Genomic DNA, 16188 nt, shown 5'->3' on the forward strand with positions numbered 1-16188 from the left:
GCTGCCGAAGGGACTGAGGCGTCAGCCCCTTCGGCAACTCCGGTCGCGCTCGAAGGGGCGAGCCTACTGGCGACGCACGGGTGACCGTGGTGGGCGCGGGAAGAAGCCGGAGACCCGGGCCGCGTACCGCGCGTACCCCGGGCGGGACGCCATGTGCTCCTCCAGCAGCCGCTTGCCGCTGCCACGCGTCAGCAGAAAGCTCATCACCAGCGGGGAGACGAGCACCGTCAGCCCCACCCGCCAGTCGGCGGCCGCCAGCAGGAACAGGCCCCACCAGACGCAGAAGTCACCGAAGTAATTGGGGTGACGCGTCCAGCTCCACAGGCCCCGGTCCATGACGCGGCCCCGGTTGGCGGGATCGGCCTTGAACCGGGCGAGCTGCCAGTCGCCGACGGATTCGAAGAACAGCCCGGTCGCCCACAGCAGCACCCCGAGCACCGCGAGCGGACCCAGCGGCGCGGGCAGGTACGCCGCGGCCTGCACCGGCAGCGAGACGAGCCACACCAGGGCGCCCTGGAGCAGGTAGACCATGCGGAACGCGTAGGCGTCGCGGCTGCCGGGGGCCTTGGCCAGCATGCGGTCGTAGCGCGGGTCCTCACCGTGCCCGCGGCCGCGCCAGGCGATGTGCGCGGCCAGGCGCAGCCCCCACGCGACGGTGAGCGAGGTGACCAGCAGGCGGCGCGCGTCGTCACCGGCGCCAGCGGTGGCCGACAGCGTACCGCTGACGACCGCCACCGCCGCGAAGCCGCAGCCCCAGGCGATGTCCACCACACGGTGCAGCCCGCGCACGAGGGCAACGGCGAAGGTGACCAGCATGACGGCCAGCGCCGCGCCCGCCGACGCCGCCAGGTTCAGCGCGAAGTCGGACCAGTCAAACGCCGAGTCGGCCCCGGGGATCGTCCAGGACATGGAGGTCATGCGCGCTCACCGGTGAACCAGGCCGCCGGGGTACCGGTGATGCCGCTGTCGCCCTCGGCGTCGGGGCGCACGGCGAGGATCTGATCGACGCCCATGCGGCGCTCCTCGAACGCCAGCGCGCCGCCGGCCAGGTACAGCCGCCACACCCGAGCGGCCTGGGGGCCGATGAGGGCGGTGACGTCGTCCCAGCGTTCTTCCAGCGTGGTGTGCCAGGCGCGGACGGTACGCACGTAGTCCTCACGCAGCGACTGCACCGAGCGCACCTCCAGACCGGCGTCCTCCAGCAGACAGACGGTCTCGCCGAGCGGGCGCATGTGCATGTCGGGGGCGATGTAGGACTCGATGAACGCGCCGCCGCCGGGCGCCACGCGCCCCCGGGACATCTGCTGCACCAGCACCCGGCCCCGGGGACGCACCAGGCGCCGCAGCCGCGCGGCGAAGGCGGGGTACTCGGCGTCGCCGACGTGCTCGCCCATCTCGATGGAGGCGACGGCGTCGAAGCCGCCGCCGCCCAGGTCGCGGTAGTCGCACAGCTGGACCTCCACCTGGTCCGCGAGGCCGCGCTCGGCGGCCCGCTCACGGACGAACGCGGCCTGCTCCCGGGCAAGGGTGACGGCGGTGACCCGCGCCTTGTGGTGCTCGGCGGCGTACAGACTGAGCGAGCCCCAGCCGCAGCCGACGTCCAGCAGCCGCAGGCCCGGACGCAGCCCCAGCTTGCGGCAGATCAGTTCCAGCTTGTCGCGCTGGGCGTCGGCCAGGCCATAGGCGGTGCCGGGGTCGTCGCAGGCGTCAGGGTGGTCAGGGTCAGCCGTCCAGTAAGCGCAGGAGTAGGCCATGGAGGCGTCGAGCAGCAACGCGTAGAAGGCGTTGGACAGGTCGTAGTGGTGGCTGATCGCGGCGCGGTCGCGGCTCTTGCTGTGCAGCGCGCCCGAGAGGCTGGCCTGCTCGCGCGGTGACGGCGGCTTGGGGCCGAGCGCGCCGAGCCGTGCGGCGGTGCCGAGCGCGCCGAGCAGCAGGCGGGTGTCGGCGGGGCGCGGCCTGGGCGGGCGCAGACCGCGTTCGCGCACCGCGCGCCACACGCCGCGCAACCCGTCGGCGAGGTCGCCCTCCACGTCGAGTTCGCCGGTGATGTACGCCTCGGCGAGGCCGAGTTCGCCGGGCTGCCACAGCAGGCGGCGCAGGGCGCGGCGGGAGCGCAGGACCACCACGGGGGCGCCCGCGGGTCCGCTCTCGCTGCCGTCCCAGGCGCGCAGCCGCACCGGCAGCGGGCCGCCGAGCAGGCGGGAAGTCAGGTCGGTGATGCGGTGGGCGACGCCGTTCACGGGGCGTTCGTCTCCTCGGTGTCGGTCGCGGTCCCGGTCGGACTCTCGGCGGGCGCGGTGAGCTGGATCTGGTGGACGTCGAGGTATCCGGCGCGGAAGCCCGCCTCACAGTAGGCGAGGTACAGCTCCCACATGCGGCGGAAGGTGGCGTCGAAGCCGAGGGCGGCCACGTCCTCGGCGTGGTCGGTGAAGCGTTCGCGCCACAGCCGCAGGGTCTCGGCGTAGTGCGGTCCGAACGCCTCACAGCGGGTGACGCACAGCCCGGTCTCCCGGGCGGTGATGTCGCGGATCGCGGTCGTGGAGGGCAGGAAGCCGCCGGGGAAGATGTACTTCTGAATCCAGGTGTGGGTGGAGCGGGTGGCCAGCATGCGCGCGTGCGGCATGGTGATGGCCTGGAGCGCGATCCGTCCGCCGGGCGCGGTGAGGCGTTCCAGGGTGGTGAAGTACGCGGGCCAGAACTCCGCGCCGACGGCTTCGATCATCTCCACGCTGACCACGGCGTCGTAAGCGCCGGTGACTTCACGGTAGTCGGACAGCAGCACGGTGACGGCGTCGGCGTGCCCGGCGGCGGCGACCCGCTCGGTGGCCAGGGCGCGCTGTTCGGCGGAGAGGGTGACGGTGGTGACGCGGGCACCGCGCTCAGCGGCCCGCAGAGCCAGTTCGCCCCAGCCGGTGCCGATCTCCAGCAGCCGGGTGCCCGGGCCGACGCGGGCGAGGTCGAGCAGCCGGTCGATCTTGCGGTGCTGGGCGGCGGCCAGCGCGTCGAAGGCGGCCGGGAAGCCGCGGAAGAGGGCCGCGGAGTACGACATGGTCTCGTCCAGGAAGAGCGCGAACAGCTCGTTGGACAGGTCGTAGTGGCGGTGGATGTTCTCGCGGGACCCGGTGGTGGTGTTGCGCTGGGCGGCGGGCTGGCGCGGCGCCCACAGCCCGCGCAGCCGCTGGAGGGGGGCGGGCACGAGGTCGGCGACGTGCGCGGCGAACACCGTCAGCACGCCGACGAGGTCCTCGGCCTCCCACTCCCCGGCCATGTAGGACTCACCGAAACCGATGAGGCCCCCGGCGGCCAGGCGGCGGTGGAACGCGGCGGGGTCGCGCAGTTCGAGCAGTGGGCCGCCCAGGCCCAGGGTGGAGCCGTCGGGCAGCTGGACCCGCAGCGGCAGCCGGGCCAGGGCTCGCCGCACGATCCGCTCGGCGACTTTCGCGCGCACCGGGGAGACCCGCGGGACGCGGGCCACGTCGGGCCACCGCTGCTCGTCGGTCGCGGCGGCTCGGGCAGATACGGTGACGCTCACTCCACACCCTCCTGGGGTCGGTGTCGGGGACGGGGGCGCACGGGCAGGCCGCGCAGGTACAGCGCGATGCCGTGCAGCCGGATGGCGGCGGACACCGCGAGGGTGGACCACGGGTGCCGCAGGGCCGCCCTGAGCAGGGCGGCGGGGGTGGCCGCCCGGCGGTGGCCGCGCACGGTGGCGGTGAACGGCCGCCCGCCGTCACGTTCGAGGTGGACGGTCACATCCAGCCGCTCGCCGGGCTCGGGCAGCCGCATGCGGTAGCGGCCGTCCACGGGGAAGAACGGCGAGACGTAGAACTCCTTGGCCGCACCAGCCCGGTGGTCGCCGCCGGGACGCAGCAGGTAGCAGTGGCGTTCGCCGTAGGTGTTGTGCACCTCGGCGACGACGCACTCCCCGGTGCCGTCGGCCGGGCGGCACCAGTAGAGCGTGAGCGGGTTGAAGACGTATCCGAGCACGCGGGCGTGGGCGAGCATCAGGACGCGTCCGGCGCCGAGGGTGACGCCGTGCGCCGCCAGGTAGCGGGCGATCCCGGCCCGGATGGTGGGGGCGGTGCCGCCGAAGTGGTCACGCGCGTCGAACCGGGCCAGCGGGCGCAGCGGCCGGGGCAGGCGCGGCGGGTGGTCGAGGTCGATCAGCCACAGGTAGGTGCGGTGCCGCAGCCGGTGCCGCAGCGGGCTGGTGCGCACGTGCACCACCTCGCTCGGGTAGAGGCTCGGGTGGCGGGCCGCGCTGGTCACCAGCGCACCCCCAGGGCCGTGGCCGCCGTGACCCCCGAGCGGCAGCCGTCCTCGTGGAACCCCCAGCCGTGGTAGGCGCCCGCGAAGGCGGTGACGGAGGTGTTGAGCGCGGGCAGCCGCCGCTGCGCGGCCACCGATTCGGGGGTGTAGAGGGGGTGTTCGTAGACCATCTCGGCCAGGACGCGGGAGCGGTCCACGTCCTGCGCGCTGTTCAGGGTGACGACGTAGGTGTCGGCGGCGTCCAGGCGCTGCAGCCGGTTCATGTCGTAGCTGACGCGCACGCCGTCGGAGGAGACGTCGCAGGCAGGCATGCGGTAGTTCCACGACGCCCGGGCGCCGCTGCTGCGGGGCAGTACGGAGGTGTCGGTGTGCAGCACGGTGGGGTTGCGGGAGTAGCCGAACGCGCCCAGGACGGCCCGCTCGTCGTCGCTGGGATCGGCCAGCAGGCGCAGGGCCTGGTCGGGGTGGGTGGCGATGACGACGGCGGCGTAGCGCTCGGTGGTGCCGGAGGCGGTGGTGACGTCGGCGCCGTCGGCGTGCCGCCGCACCGCGCGCACTTCGGTGCCGGTGTGCACGGCGGTGAGCTGCTTGGCCACGCGTTCGACGTAGGCGCGGGAGCCGCCGGTGACGGTGCGCCAGGTGGGCGACCCGGTGACGGTGAGCATGCCGTGGTGGTCCAGGAAGCGGAACAGGTAGCGCGCCGGGTAGCGCAGCGCGGTGCGCGGGGCGCAGGACCACACGCAGGCGACCACCGGTGTCATGAAGTGGGTGACGAAGTAGCGCGAGAAGCGGCCGGCGGCGAGGAACTCCCCGAGGGTGGGCTCGTCCGGCGACTCGGGGGCGGCCAGCAGCGCGCGGGCGCGGCGGTGAAAGACCGGCACCTCGGCGAGCAGGCGCAGGTAGCGGGCGCGCAGGGCGTGCGCGGGCCGGGCCAGCAGGCCGCGCGGGCCGCGGGCCCCGGCGTACTCCAGGCCGCAGCCGTCGCAGCGCACGGACATGCTCATTTCCGACTCCTGCGTGGCCACCCCGAGTTCGGAGAACAGCCGCAGCAGGTGGGGGTAGGTGCGGCGGTTGTGCACGATGAAGCCGGAGTCCACCTGGTGGATGCGCCCGGCGGCGTCGGGGAGGTCGTGAGTGTGGGCGTGGCCGCCGAGCCGGTCGTCGGCCTCGTAGAGCGTCACCTCGTGTGCCGCGCTCAGGATGTGGGCGGCGGTCAGTCCGGCGATACCGCTGCCGATGACCGCCATGCGCCGTCGCTCCCCTGTCATGCCGCTCCCTCCCGGCGCGCGGGCCGTGCGCCGTCGTTCGCTGGTGCTTCTGGGTCCTCCGGACGCGTGTCGCCCGGCATGCTCACGGAGTGATTCGGAACCGGCTCGCCTGGGGTTTGGTGCGGACCGGGGCGCGTTCACCCAGCTCGTCCACCGGCACGCCGGGCGCGGACCCGTTTCTCACTCGTTCGAAGGACCCACCAATCCGCCGCACGGCCCGCGCCGAATGCGGGGTGTGAAGGGAAACCGGGTACAGCACATCGGCTGGCTGGCACTGGGCGCGCTGAGCGGCCTGCTGGCCGGGGCGGCGGCGCTGGGCGCAGCCGAACTGGTCGCCGCGGCACTGCGTCCGCAGGCGAGCGTCCTGACCGTGGTCAATGAGGCGGTCGTCCGGCACACCCCAGCGCCGGTCGCGCAGTGGGCACTGGACACGTTCAAGCCGAACCACAAGACGTACCTGCAGCTCGGCACCGCGGTGTCCGTGGGCCTGATCGCCATGGGTCTGGGCGTACTGGCACTGCACCGCCGGCGCACGGGTGCGGCCGGTGTGCTGCTGTTCGGTGCCGTGGGTGCGGCGGCCGCGCTGAGCGGCCCGGCGAGCCAGGCGTGGGACATCGCGCCCCCGCTGCTCGGCGCGCCGGTCGGCGCGGCCGTGCTGTACCTGCTGGCCGGACGGCTGACCACACCGGCGCCGGGCCCGTCCGTGACCGAGGCTCCGGACGGGTCCGGGCAGGCGGACGACGCGCCGTCCCCGGTGACGTCCGCGCCCACCGCGGGCGCGGCGACAGCGGGCGAACCGGCAGCGGGTGAACCGGCAACGGGTGAACCGGCAACGGGCGAGCCGGCGACAGTCGGTACCGGCGGCGGGAAGCCGTACCTGCGGCTGACCGACGGCGGCGCGGGCGACCGGCCCACCTTCGATCGCCGCGGTTTCGTGATCGCGGCGTCCGCAGCAGCGGCTGCCTCGGCGGGCGCAGGTGTCCTGGGTCGGCACCTGAACGCGTCCAGCGGGGCCGAGGCAGCCGCGTCCCGCACCGCGCTCAGCATCCCGGCACCGGCTGACGCGGCCAAGCCGCAGCCTGCGGGCGCGGATCTGGACGTGGACGGGCTCAGCCCCTTCTTCACCCCGAACGACGAGTTCTACCGCGTGGACACCGCTATCCGCGTGCCCCGGGTGGACGCCACGACCTGGCGGCTGCGGATCGGCGGGCAGGGGGTGCGCACGCCGCTCACCCTGAGCTTCGACGACCTGCTGGGCCGGGAGCTGGTGGAGCGGGACATCACGCTGACCTGCGTATCCAACCAGGTCGGCGGCCCCTACGTGGGCACCGCCCGCTGGATCGGCGTCCCCCTGGCAGACCTGCTGCGGGAGGCGGGCGTGCGTCCGCCGTCCGCGGGCGGTCCGGCTGACCAGCTGGTGTCCCGCTCGGTGGACGGCATGGCGATCGGCACCCCGGTGGAGACCGTCATGGACGGCCGGGACGCGTTGCTGGCCTTCGGCATGAACGGCAAGCCGCTTCCGTTCGACCACGGCTTCCCGGTACGCATGGTGGTGCCCGGCCTGTACGGCTACGTCTCCGCCTGCAAATGGCTGCGGGAGCTGGAACTCACCACGTTCGCCGCGTACGACGCGTACTGGGTCAAGCGCGACTGGGCCGCCAGGGCGCCGGTCAAGACCCAGTCACGCATCGACACCCCGCGCCCGCTGGCGTCACTCTCCCCCGGCCGGGTACCGGTGGCCGGTGTCGCCTGGGCCCAGCACCGTGGCGTGGCCCGCGTGGAGGTCCGCGTGGACCAGGGGCCATGGGAGCGGGCCGAACTGGCGCCCGCCGCCACGGAGGACACCTGGCGCCAGTGGCTGTGGGAGTGGGACGCCACTCCCGGGCGGCACACCCTGGAGGTCCGCGCCACCGACGGCGAGGGCCGCACCCAGACCAGCGAGCGGGTCGGCACCGTACCCGACGGCGCGACCGGCTGGCACTCGGTGGTGGTCACCGTCACCTGACGCTGCCCACAGCCCACATGCACCCACTTGGGCAACAACCACACAGACCACTTGTCGTTGGACACAACGTCCAGCCCTTAGGGCTTCACAGCGAAGCTCCGTCACATAGGAGAATCACATGAACACGTACAGCCGCATCCGTCGTTCCGCCGTGGCCGTCGCCGCCGCCGCCGTCCTCCCGCTGGCCCTCACCGCCTGCGGCTCGGACGGCGACACCACCTCCGACGAGTCCACCCCGGCGGCGCAGGAGCAGACCAACGAGCCCACCGAGGAGGCCACCACCGACGACGGCATGGGCACCAAGCCGTTCGGCGAGGGATGCGCTGCCGTACCGGCGGACGGCGAGGGCAGCTTCGACGGCATGGCCGACGACCCGGTGGCCACCGCGGCCTCCAACAACCCCGAACTGTCCACGCTGGTGAAGGCCGTGCAGGAGGCCGACCTGGTGGACACCCTCAACAGCGCCGAGGACATCACCGTCTTCGCGCCGACCAACGATGCCTTCGCCGAGATCCCCGAGGAGGACCTGAACGCGCTGCTGGCCGACAAGGAGCAGCTCACCGAGGTGCTGACCTACCACGTCGTGGGCGAGCGTCTGGCCCCGGCCGACCTGAAGGACGGCACCTTCAAGACCCTGGCCGAGCAGGACCTGACCACCTCTGGTTCCGATGAGGACTACACCGTGAACGACAGCGCCAACGTCGTCTGCGGCAACGTCCCGACGGCCAACGCCACCGTGTACATCATCGACGAGGTCCTCATGCCGCAGTCCTGAACCACGCGGTGCGTGCCGCCGTCCGGCCTCCCGAGCCCGGACGGCGGCATTCCGCATGTCTGCCTGGTGGTGCCGGAGATGCGCCGGAGCGTATTGCCCGGCGCGGGGACGCCGCCTAATTTTTGGTGTGACCTGCGTCGTCAGGGCCCACCCGCTCCCCCACGCGGGCGCAGGCCGCGCATCGCCCCCTCCGGCACCCTCCGGAAACGGGCACGGGCCACCGAAAAGAGGACGCCATGGACCTGGAGCTACGGCATCTCAAGGTCGTCCGGGCGATCGCCGACGCGGGAAGCCTCACCCGCGCCGCCACCGCCCTCGGACTCGCCCAGTCCGCCCTGAGCGCCCAGCTCAAACGCATCGAACGCGCCCTGGGCGGCCCCCTGTTCGTACGGGACCGGGGCGGTGCCCGCCCCACCCCGCTGGGCGAGCTGGTACTCGACCGCTCCCGCGTTCTGCTGCCCGCGATGCGGCAGCTGGAAGAGGACGCCCGGCGGTTCACCGGAGCCTGGCAGGCCACCCCGCGCTTCCGCCTCGGCGGTACCCACGGGCTGCTGCTGGGCGCCCTGCTGGACCGCCTGTCGGCCGCGCACCCCACGGCCCCGGTACGCACGTACACCTCGTGGTCACAGGAGGCGATCGCCGCGCTGGTCCGTGAGGGGCGTCTGGACTTCGCGCTCACCGGCGTGTGCGCCGACGCGCTGCCGCCGGATCACGACCGGCTGGAGTGGCACACCATCGCCGAGGACCCCATCTTCGTCCTGCTGCCCGAGGACCACCCGCATGCCGGGGAATCCGCGCTGGAACTGGGCAAGCTGGCCGAGGAGCAGTGGACGTCCACCCCGGGTGACGGCTGCTTCGGCGACTGTTTCGCCGCCGCCTGCGCCCAGTCCGGCTTCGCCCCGGGGCCGCTGTTCGAGACCGACACCGCCTCGTGCGTGCACCTGGTGCAGGTGGGCCGCGCCGTCGGCCTGTGCCGCGCCACGTTCCCGCCAACGCCCGGCGTGGTGACCGTCCCGCTGGCCGGAACGCCGCTGAGCTGGCGGCACGTACTGGGCCACGACCCCGCCTCCCCCGCCGTCGGCGCCGCCCCCGCGGTGCTCGCCTACGCACGTCAGGCGCACCGCGAGGCCGCCGCCCGCAACTCCGCCTACGTGCGCTGGCTGGAGACGAACGCGCACCACAGAGCCGAGGGTTGACGCCACCGACACCCCGCACGGCGTTTTCCATCACATCATAAGAGGGGTTGGTTGACAGGTGCACGACCTGTCGCGGGGTGGCTAGCTTGATCAGCGCACCCCCCAACCCTGAGGAGAACCCCCATGCTCCACAGACGACGTGCGTTCACCGGCGCTGCCGTCGCAATCGCCGCACTGGGCATCAGTACCCTCCCCGTCACCGCGGGAGCCCAGGAAGCCCCCCAGGCCAAGCCCGCCGTGGACATGCCCGCGGGCATGCTGAAGGCGATGGAGCGCGACCTCGGCCTCACCCCGGCCGAAGCCCGTGCTCGCGTCGCGAACGAAGCCGAGGCCAGCAAGCTCGCGCCGAAGCTGGAGAAGGCCCTGGCCAGCGAGTTCAGCGGGGCCTGGGTGACCGGCGCCACCGCCGAACTGGTCGTCGCCACCACCGACCGCGGCCAGGCCGCCGCGATCGAGAAGGCTGGCGCCACCGCCAAGGTCGTCGAACACAGCCTCGGCGACCTCAACGCGAGCATGAAGAAACTGGACCAGGCGTCCAACAGCGCCGCTGGGGACGCCGCGTCGGTCTGGTACGTCGACGCGCAGTCCAACACCGTCGTCGTGCGGTCGGCGAACCCGGCGAAGGCGCGCCAACTCGTCGCTGCCAGCGGCGTGGACGCGGACACCGTGCGCGTCGTGAACTCCAGCGAGGCACCCAAGCCGCTGTACGACGTCGTAGGCGGCGACGCCTACTACATGGGCAGCGGCGGCCGCTGCTCCGTCGGCTTCTCCGTACGCCGCGGCTCGACGCCGGGCTTCGCCACCGCGGGCCACTGCGGCCGCGCGGGCACCTCCACCTCCGGCTACAACCGCGTGCGCCAGGGCACCTTCCAGGCGTCCCGGTTCCCCGGCCGCGACATGGCCTGGGTGGCGGTCAATAGCTCCTGGAACACGACCCCGTACGTGCGCGGCTCTCGCTATCGCGTGGCTGGCTCCCGCCAGGCACCGGTCGGCTCCTCGATCTGCCGCTCCGGCTCCACCACTGGCTGGCACTGCGGCACCGTCCGGCAGCACAACACCTCCGTGCGGTACCCGCAGGGCACCGTCTACGGCGTGACCCGCACCTCGGTGTGCGCCGAGCCCGGTGACTCCGGCGGCTCCTTCATCTCCGGCAGCCAGGCGCAGGGCGTCACCTCCGGCGGCTCCGGCAACTGCCGCAGCGGTGGCACCACGTACTACCAGCCGCTCAACCCGATCCTCTCCGCGTACGGCCTGACCCTGGTCACCGGCTAACGCACCCCCGGCGAAACCGGCTTCGGCCCCGGTCAGCACACCCGCTGACCGGGGCCGAAGCGCGACCGGCGGCCCCGACCCCGGAGCAACGGCCGCCGTGGTGCGGGATCAGGTGTCCGTGGCGCGGTGGGCGGGGGCCACCGCCTGGATGCGCTGGGCCAGTTGGACGTCCAGTTCCGTGATCCGGCTGCCCGCGCTGTGGGTGGTCACCGACACCGCCAGCGTGTTGTAGCCGAGGGTCAGCTCGGCGTGGTGGTTCAGCTCGTCCTGGATGGCGGCGAGGTGGGCGACCATCGCCGCGGCCTGGCGGTGGCTGGGCAGCCGGTAGGTGCGGGTCAGCTGCCCGCTCTCAGTGGACCAGCCTGGCAGGCCCTCCAGCGCGGCGGTGAGGTCGGCGTCGGACAGCGGTTCCGGCTTGGCCATGGCGGGCGTTCCTTCCGGTAGGCGTCGGTCGCGGCAGGCGCAGACGTGGGTCATAGGGCGCGGGAGCCGCCGACGGGCAGGTCCCACAGGTCGGCGGGGGACCGCCCGGCCGCCGCCCACGCCGCGCGGGCCCGGGTCAGGGGTTCCAGTGGCGGTTCGCCGGACAGCAGGAACGTCGCCCAGTGCATGGGGGCCATGCGCCCAGCGCCCAGGTCAGCGCAGGCGCGCACGGCTTCCTCCGGGTTGGTGTGCACCGCGCGCAGCAGCGGGCGCGGTGCGTAGGCGCCGATCGGCATCAGCGCGAGGTCGATGCCGGGCAGACGGCGGCCGATCTCCGCGAAGTAGGGTCCGTAGCCGGTGTCTCCGGCGAAGTAGACGCGTCGTCCGTCCGGTGCGGTGAGCACCCAGCCACCCCACAGCGAGCGGCAGCTGTCCAGCACGCCGCGCCGCGACCAGTGGTGGGAGGGCACGAAGTCGAACCGGACGTGGCCGCCGCCGGGGGCGGGCAGTTCGGCGGCCTCCCACCAGTCGAGGTCCGTCACGGTGGTGAAGCGGCGGCGACGGCACCAGGTGGCCAGGCCCGCGGGCACGAAGAGCGGCGTGTCGCGCGGCAGCCGGGCCAGGGTGGGGGCGTCGAGGTGGTCGTAGTGGTTGTGGCTGATGACGACGGCGTCGATGGGGGGCAGCGCGTCCCACGGCACGCCGACGGGTGTGATGCGTTCGGGTGTGCCCAGGATGCGGCGGGACCACACCGGGTCCGCGAGGACGGTGAGCCCGGCGATGCTGATCACCCAGCTGGCGTGGCCCGCCCAGGTGACGGCCACGGTGTCCGCGTCGGCGCGGGGCAGCGGGCCGGGCTCGACAGGCAGCTGGGGGCGCTGCGTGCGCAGGGCCTCCTCGTCCGGGCGCATGGCGCCGCCACGGGCAGCGCGCAGGATGGCCAGGGGGCCAGGCAGCGGCTCGGTGAGCCGGTCGCCGAAACCGCGCGGCCACCGGCGGCGCGCGCCTACAGGCCGCAGGGCTGTGCCGTCGCTTCGCGCGCCCGCCAGCCCGGGCGGGGCTGCTCGCCGTTTGTGGCCCCCGAGCGGGTCGCTGGCACGCCCCCGTGCTCGCTTATGGGTCTGGGTCTGTTCCTGGTGAGCGTGATGGTCCTGTTCCGTCATTCTTCTTCGCTTCCCGTCAGCTCGGCCAGCGCGGCCTCCACCCGGGCCAACGCTTCGGCCCCCGCGTGCGGTTCCGCCGGGTCGGGGGTGGAAAGCCGGAAACGCAGGGCGTGCGCGTCGTCCCCGAAGCGGTGACCGCCCAGTACCGCGTGGACGCCGAGTCTGGGCAGGAGAACGGCCTCCAGGGTGGCCGCGTCGGTCACCCCGTGCTCAGCCAGGCGAGGACGGAGCGGGTCGAGGTCGGGGTAGAGGTGGCGTCCGGCGTGCGGGGGGCGGCAGAGCCCGCCGACGGCGGTGACCGCGTGGCACAGGGCGGTGGCGTACTGGGCGTGGGTGCGCGCGGCGGTGGTCCACTGGGTGCGCAGGCGTGCGGGCTCGGCGAGCGCGGAGGCGGCATCCGCGCAGGTGGCCGGGTCCGGCTCGGGCAGCCGCAGCGCGGCCAGCACCCGGCGTACGGCGTCCGCGAGGGCTCGGCCCCGCCCGGTCGCGGGCAGGCGGGCGAGGGCCGGGGCGGGGCGGGTACGGGTCGGTCCGGGCGGCAGCAGGGCGGCACCGAGGTCGGTCAGCACCACGACGTCCTCCGCGTCCGGTGTGCCGGGGGTGTGCAGGATCTCGGCGGGGCTGACGATGACGGTCTCGTGCGGGTCGTGCACGGTGTCGCGCCAGCTCTCGTCGCTGACGACGAGCAGCCCCTCGTCCGCCGCCGCCTCACAGACCTCGTGCAGCAGTTCGGGCGGCGGGACGGTGCCGGTGGGGTCGTCGGCGACGGACAGGACCAGCACGCCCGGGTCGCCTCCCTGGGCGCGGGAGCGGCGCACGGTCTCCAGCAGCACGAAGGGGTCCGGGAGGCCGCCGCACTCGGCGGGCGTGGGCACGAGGTGGACGGCCCGGCCCAGCGTGCGGGCCTGGGCGGCATGCCACGGCGGGCCGGGGCGCGGCAGCAGCACGCCGCGCGGCCCGGCGGCGGCGAGCACGGCCAGCAGCAGGACCGGCGCCCCGGGTGCCGTGATCACGTGCGGCGGCTCAGTGGGCAGGCCGCGGCGGTGCCAGTACCCGCAGGCGGCACCCGCCACGTCCGCTCCCGCCATCACGCCTCCTCGTCCCGTCCCACGATGGCAGACGCGCGCGCGACCCGCCTGACCAGAGGACGGACGGGCTGAGCCGCGGTTGCCGGGTGTCGGGCCCGGGCGCAGGATGGGCGGTGTCGTCACGGATGCACCCGGACGGCACCGCACAAGCGTCCACGTGGAGGTAACCCATGACCACGGCGAAGGACATCATGCATCCCGGTGCGCAGTGGATTCCCGCCACCGAAACCCTCGACCGCGCCGCGCAGCTCATGCGCGAGATGGACGTCGGCGCGCTGCCGGTCAGCGACGCGGACGAACGGCTCTGCGGCATCATCACCGACCGCGACATCGTGGTGAAGTGTGTGGCGGCCGGACACGATCCCTCCCGCGTCACCTGCGGCGACCTGTGCCAGGGCACGCCCCGCTGGATCGACGCCAGCGCCGACATCTCCGACGTTCTGACCGAAATGGAGTCCCACCAGATCCGGCGGCTGCCGGTGATCGAGAACAAGCGGCTCGTCGGCATGATCAGTGAGGCCGACCTGGCCCACCACCTGTCAGACGGGCAGATCGCGCACTTCGTCGAGAGCGTCTACAGCCACCACTGACCCCTCAGACCGCCCCGCCCGTCGCAGCGGACGTAGCGACGGGCGGGGCCCCACCGGCCGCCACCGGCCCGGCGAGTGGGCCGGTCAATCCGTGCCTGCCGCGTCGGCGAAGCCAAACACCTGTGCATACAGGGCCAGTTCGGCTTCCGCACAGCGTGCGATCGTCTCGGCGCGGCGGAAGCCGTGCGACTCGCCTTCGAAGGTGAGGTAGGTGTGCGGCGGGGGCGGCGCGCCCGCACGGCGTTCCAGTGCGGCGAGGAACCGCTCGCACTGCTCGGGCGGGCAGATCGGGTCGTCCAGTCCCTGGAGCAGCAGGAACGGCACCCGGACCCGGTCGGCGTGACGCACCGGGGAGCGCTCCCGGTACCGCTCGGCGTCCCGTTCCACGTCGCCGATGAGGCTGTCGAGGTAGCGGGACTCGAAGTCGTGGGTGCCGCCGCCCGCCCAGCCCTCCGGCTCCAGGACGGGGTAGCTGATCGCGGCGCAGGCGTAGACCCCTTCGGCGGCCGGGGACGTCAGGGACACCGCCGACGTCCAGCCGCCCGCGCTGCCGCCACGGATGGCGAGCCGGGAGCGGTCGGCGGCGCCCTCCGCCACCAGGCCCAGCGCGACGGTCGCGCAGTCCTCGACGTCCACCACGCCCCAGGCGCCGCGCAGCCGCTCCCGGTAGGCGCGGCCGTACCCGGTGGAGCCGCCGTAGTTGACCTCCGCGACGCCGATGCCACGGCTGGTGAAGTAGGCGATGCCCAGGTCCAGCACGAGCGGCGCCCGCCCGGTGGGACCGCCGTGCACCCACACCACGTAGGGCGGGAGTTCGCCTGGCTGACCGGTGTGTTCCGGGTGCCGTGGCGGGTAGACCTGCGCGTGCACCGCGCGGCCGTCCGCCCCGGTGAACGTGCGCTCCACGGGCTCGGGGTAGTAGGCGGGGTCCACGCGGTCGGTGTGCGGCCGGGCCAGGACGCGGCAGTGACCGGTCTGGGTGTCCAGCTCGACGATCTCGAAGGCGCGGTCCGGCGCGGCGGCGACCCCGATCACGCGGGTGCCCTCGACGGCCAGCGCCGCCGCCCACTCCGTCCACGGCCCGGACGCGTCCACCAGCTCCCCCGCATGCGGGTCGAGTATGCCCAGCCGCTGCCCGCCCTGGCCGTGCAGCACCGCGACCGGGCCCTCGGGCAGCGGCGCGAACCAGCGCTGCCCCACGCGCCACAGGGGCCCGGCGCACTCCTCCTCGCACGGCCACAGGCTGACCGGCGCCCCGCCCGCCGGGTCCACCCGGTGCAGGTTCCACCAGCCGGTGCGGTCGGTGACGGCGAGCAGGGTGCCATCGGCCGCCCACTCCACCTGCGCCACCGACTCCGCTGGCCCGCCCAGCACCGTGCGCGCGTCCGTCAGCCGCCCGTCGCCGGTGACGTGGGCCAGGCGCAGTTCGGTGCCGTCCCAGGGCATGCGCGGGTGGTCCCAGGCCAGCCAGGCGGCCCGGCGGCCGTCCGGGTCCAGCCGGGGGCCGGTGACGAAATCGTGGGTCGGGGCGGTGAGTTCGCGGACGGCGGCGCGGTCGTGCGCGGCTGAGCCGTCCAGCGGTACGGCCGCCAGGACGCGGCGCACGTCGGTGGGCGCATCGCCGGTGAACTCCTCCAGCACGCACCACACCTGGCCGCGCGCGGGCAGCACCACCGGGTCCGCCCAGCGCAGCCCCTGGCCCACCGGTGATACCGGGGTGAGCGGGCGGGGCGCGGCACCGGGCGCGTCCGGCTCCAGGGCGTACAGGCGCTGGTCGGCGTGGTGGGCGAACACCAGCAGCGGTCCGCCCTCGGCGCGCGGCGCCCCGGCCCACGCCGCGCCGCCGTACTCCATGACCCGGGTCCGCACGTCCCACGGCGGCGGCAGTACGGACTCCGGTTCGCCGTCGCCGTCGCCGCGCAGCCGCAGCAGGGCGTGCCGTCCGCCCTCGCCCGGGCGCGGCTCGGTCCACCACAGCTCCGCTCCCACGGTGCCGGGGAAATCCGGGCGGCCAGCGTCCGCCGCGACCAGGGCGGCGTCCACGGGTGAGGGCCAGGTGCCGTACGGGGCCGGGGTGCGGGTCATGGGCGGCCGTCCTCCTTCGGGAGCGGGCGGAGTGGTGGCAGGGCGCGCGGACGG

14 protein-coding genes are annotated in these 16188 nt (G+C 74.1%); 5 read left to right on the plus strand and 9 right to left on the minus strand.

The features are described 5' to 3' along the window. Positions 1–63: 63 nt before the first annotated feature. The 5 genes from JJV70_RS00130 to JJV70_RS00150 are packed head-to-tail and all read right to left on the minus strand — an operon-like array spanning position 64 to position 5537. Complete coding sequence (locus JJV70_RS00130) at positions 64–918, minus strand: DUF1295 domain-containing protein (RefSeq protein WP_374227218.1); 855 nt, start codon at positions 916–918, stop codon at positions 64–66. Then, a complete protein-coding gene (locus JJV70_RS00135; protein ID WP_219045403.1) occupies positions 915–2240 on the minus strand; it encodes a cyclopropane-fatty-acyl-phospholipid synthase family protein in 1326 nt (441 codons plus the stop codon). Before JJV70_RS00135 ends, JJV70_RS00130 begins: the two co-directional genes overlap by 4 nt. Beyond that, positions 2237–3532 (minus strand): cyclopropane-fatty-acyl-phospholipid synthase family protein, encoded by a 1296-nt coding sequence (locus tag JJV70_RS00140; RefSeq protein ID WP_219045404.1) that lies wholly within the window; start codon positions 3530–3532, stop codon positions 2237–2239. Before JJV70_RS00140 ends, JJV70_RS00135 begins: the two co-directional genes overlap by 4 nt. Continuing rightward, entirely contained in the window at positions 3529–4269 is a 741-nt protein-coding gene (locus JJV70_RS00145; RefSeq protein WP_219045405.1) for a DUF1365 domain-containing protein, read from the minus strand. The genes JJV70_RS00140 and JJV70_RS00145 overlap by 4 nt, the downstream gene beginning before the upstream one ends. Further along, on the minus strand, positions 4266–5537 hold the full coding sequence (locus tag JJV70_RS00150; protein ID WP_219045406.1) for an NAD(P)/FAD-dependent oxidoreductase: 1272 nt from the start codon (positions 5535–5537) through the stop codon (positions 4266–4268). The genes JJV70_RS00145 and JJV70_RS00150 overlap by 4 nt, the downstream gene beginning before the upstream one ends. A gap of 235 nt (positions 5538–5772) precedes the next feature. Here JJV70_RS00150 and JJV70_RS00155 point away from each other — a divergent pair, with 235 nt between their 5' ends. The 4 genes from JJV70_RS00155 to JJV70_RS00170 all read left to right on the plus strand — a co-directional run bounded on the left by JJV70_RS00155 (position 5773) and on the right by JJV70_RS00170 (position 10785). Next, the gene (locus tag JJV70_RS00155; RefSeq protein WP_308294612.1) at positions 5773–7542 is read left to right on the plus strand and encodes a molybdopterin-dependent oxidoreductase; all 1770 of its coding nucleotides are present in this window, start codon (positions 5773–5775) and stop codon (positions 7540–7542) included. 118 nt (positions 7543–7660) lie between these two features. Further along, positions 7661–8317, plus strand: coding sequence for a fasciclin domain-containing protein (locus tag JJV70_RS00160; protein ID WP_219045408.1), 657 nt, complete (start codon positions 7661–7663; stop codon positions 8315–8317). A gap of 236 nt (positions 8318–8553) precedes the next feature. Beyond that, positions 8554–9513: a LysR family transcriptional regulator gene (locus tag JJV70_RS00165; protein ID WP_219045409.1), complete on the plus strand. Its 960-nt coding sequence runs from the start codon at positions 8554–8556 to the stop codon at positions 9511–9513. 123 nt (positions 9514–9636) lie between these two features. Next, the gene (locus tag JJV70_RS00170) at positions 9637–10785 is read left to right on the plus strand and encodes a S1 family peptidase (RefSeq protein ID WP_219045410.1); all 1149 of its coding nucleotides are present in this window, start codon (positions 9637–9639) and stop codon (positions 10783–10785) included. A 108-nt stretch (positions 10786–10893) separates the two neighbouring features. Here the strand turns inward: JJV70_RS00170 and JJV70_RS00175 are convergent, their stop codons facing one another. Genes JJV70_RS00175 through JJV70_RS00185 form a run of 3 tightly spaced genes read right to left on the minus strand, consistent with a single transcriptional unit; the run spans position 10894 to position 13459 of the window. Beyond that, positions 10894–11208 (minus strand): 4a-hydroxytetrahydrobiopterin dehydratase, encoded by a 315-nt coding sequence (locus tag JJV70_RS00175; RefSeq protein WP_219045411.1) that lies wholly within the window; start codon positions 11206–11208, stop codon positions 10894–10896. Positions 11209–11258: 50 nt separating this feature from the next. Further along, positions 11259–12371: an MBL fold metallo-hydrolase gene (locus JJV70_RS00180; RefSeq protein WP_219045412.1), complete on the minus strand. Its 1113-nt coding sequence runs from the start codon at positions 12369–12371 to the stop codon at positions 11259–11261. Beyond that, positions 12368–13459, minus strand: coding sequence for an aminotransferase class I/II-fold pyridoxal phosphate-dependent enzyme (locus JJV70_RS00185; protein WP_219045413.1), 1092 nt, complete (start codon positions 13457–13459; stop codon positions 12368–12370). Before JJV70_RS00185 ends, JJV70_RS00180 begins: the two co-directional genes overlap by 4 nt. Positions 13460–13629: 170 nt before the next feature. Between JJV70_RS00185 and JJV70_RS00190 the strand changes: the two genes are divergently transcribed. Further along, positions 13630–14049, plus strand: a complete 420-nt coding sequence (locus JJV70_RS00190) for a CBS domain-containing protein (protein WP_219045414.1) — start codon at positions 13630–13632, stop codon at positions 14047–14049. A gap of 84 nt (positions 14050–14133) precedes the next feature. Here JJV70_RS00190 and JJV70_RS00195 read toward each other — a convergent pair whose 3' ends face one another. Next, positions 14134–16134: a prolyl oligopeptidase family serine peptidase gene (locus tag JJV70_RS00195; RefSeq protein WP_219045415.1), complete on the minus strand. Its 2001-nt coding sequence runs from the start codon at positions 16132–16134 to the stop codon at positions 14134–14136. Between the last annotated feature and the right edge of the window lie 54 nt (positions 16135–16188).

The organism is Streptomyces sp. JJ66, assembly GCF_019303495.1.
GTDB lineage: Bacteria > Actinomycetota > Actinomycetes > Streptomycetales > Streptomycetaceae > Streptomyces.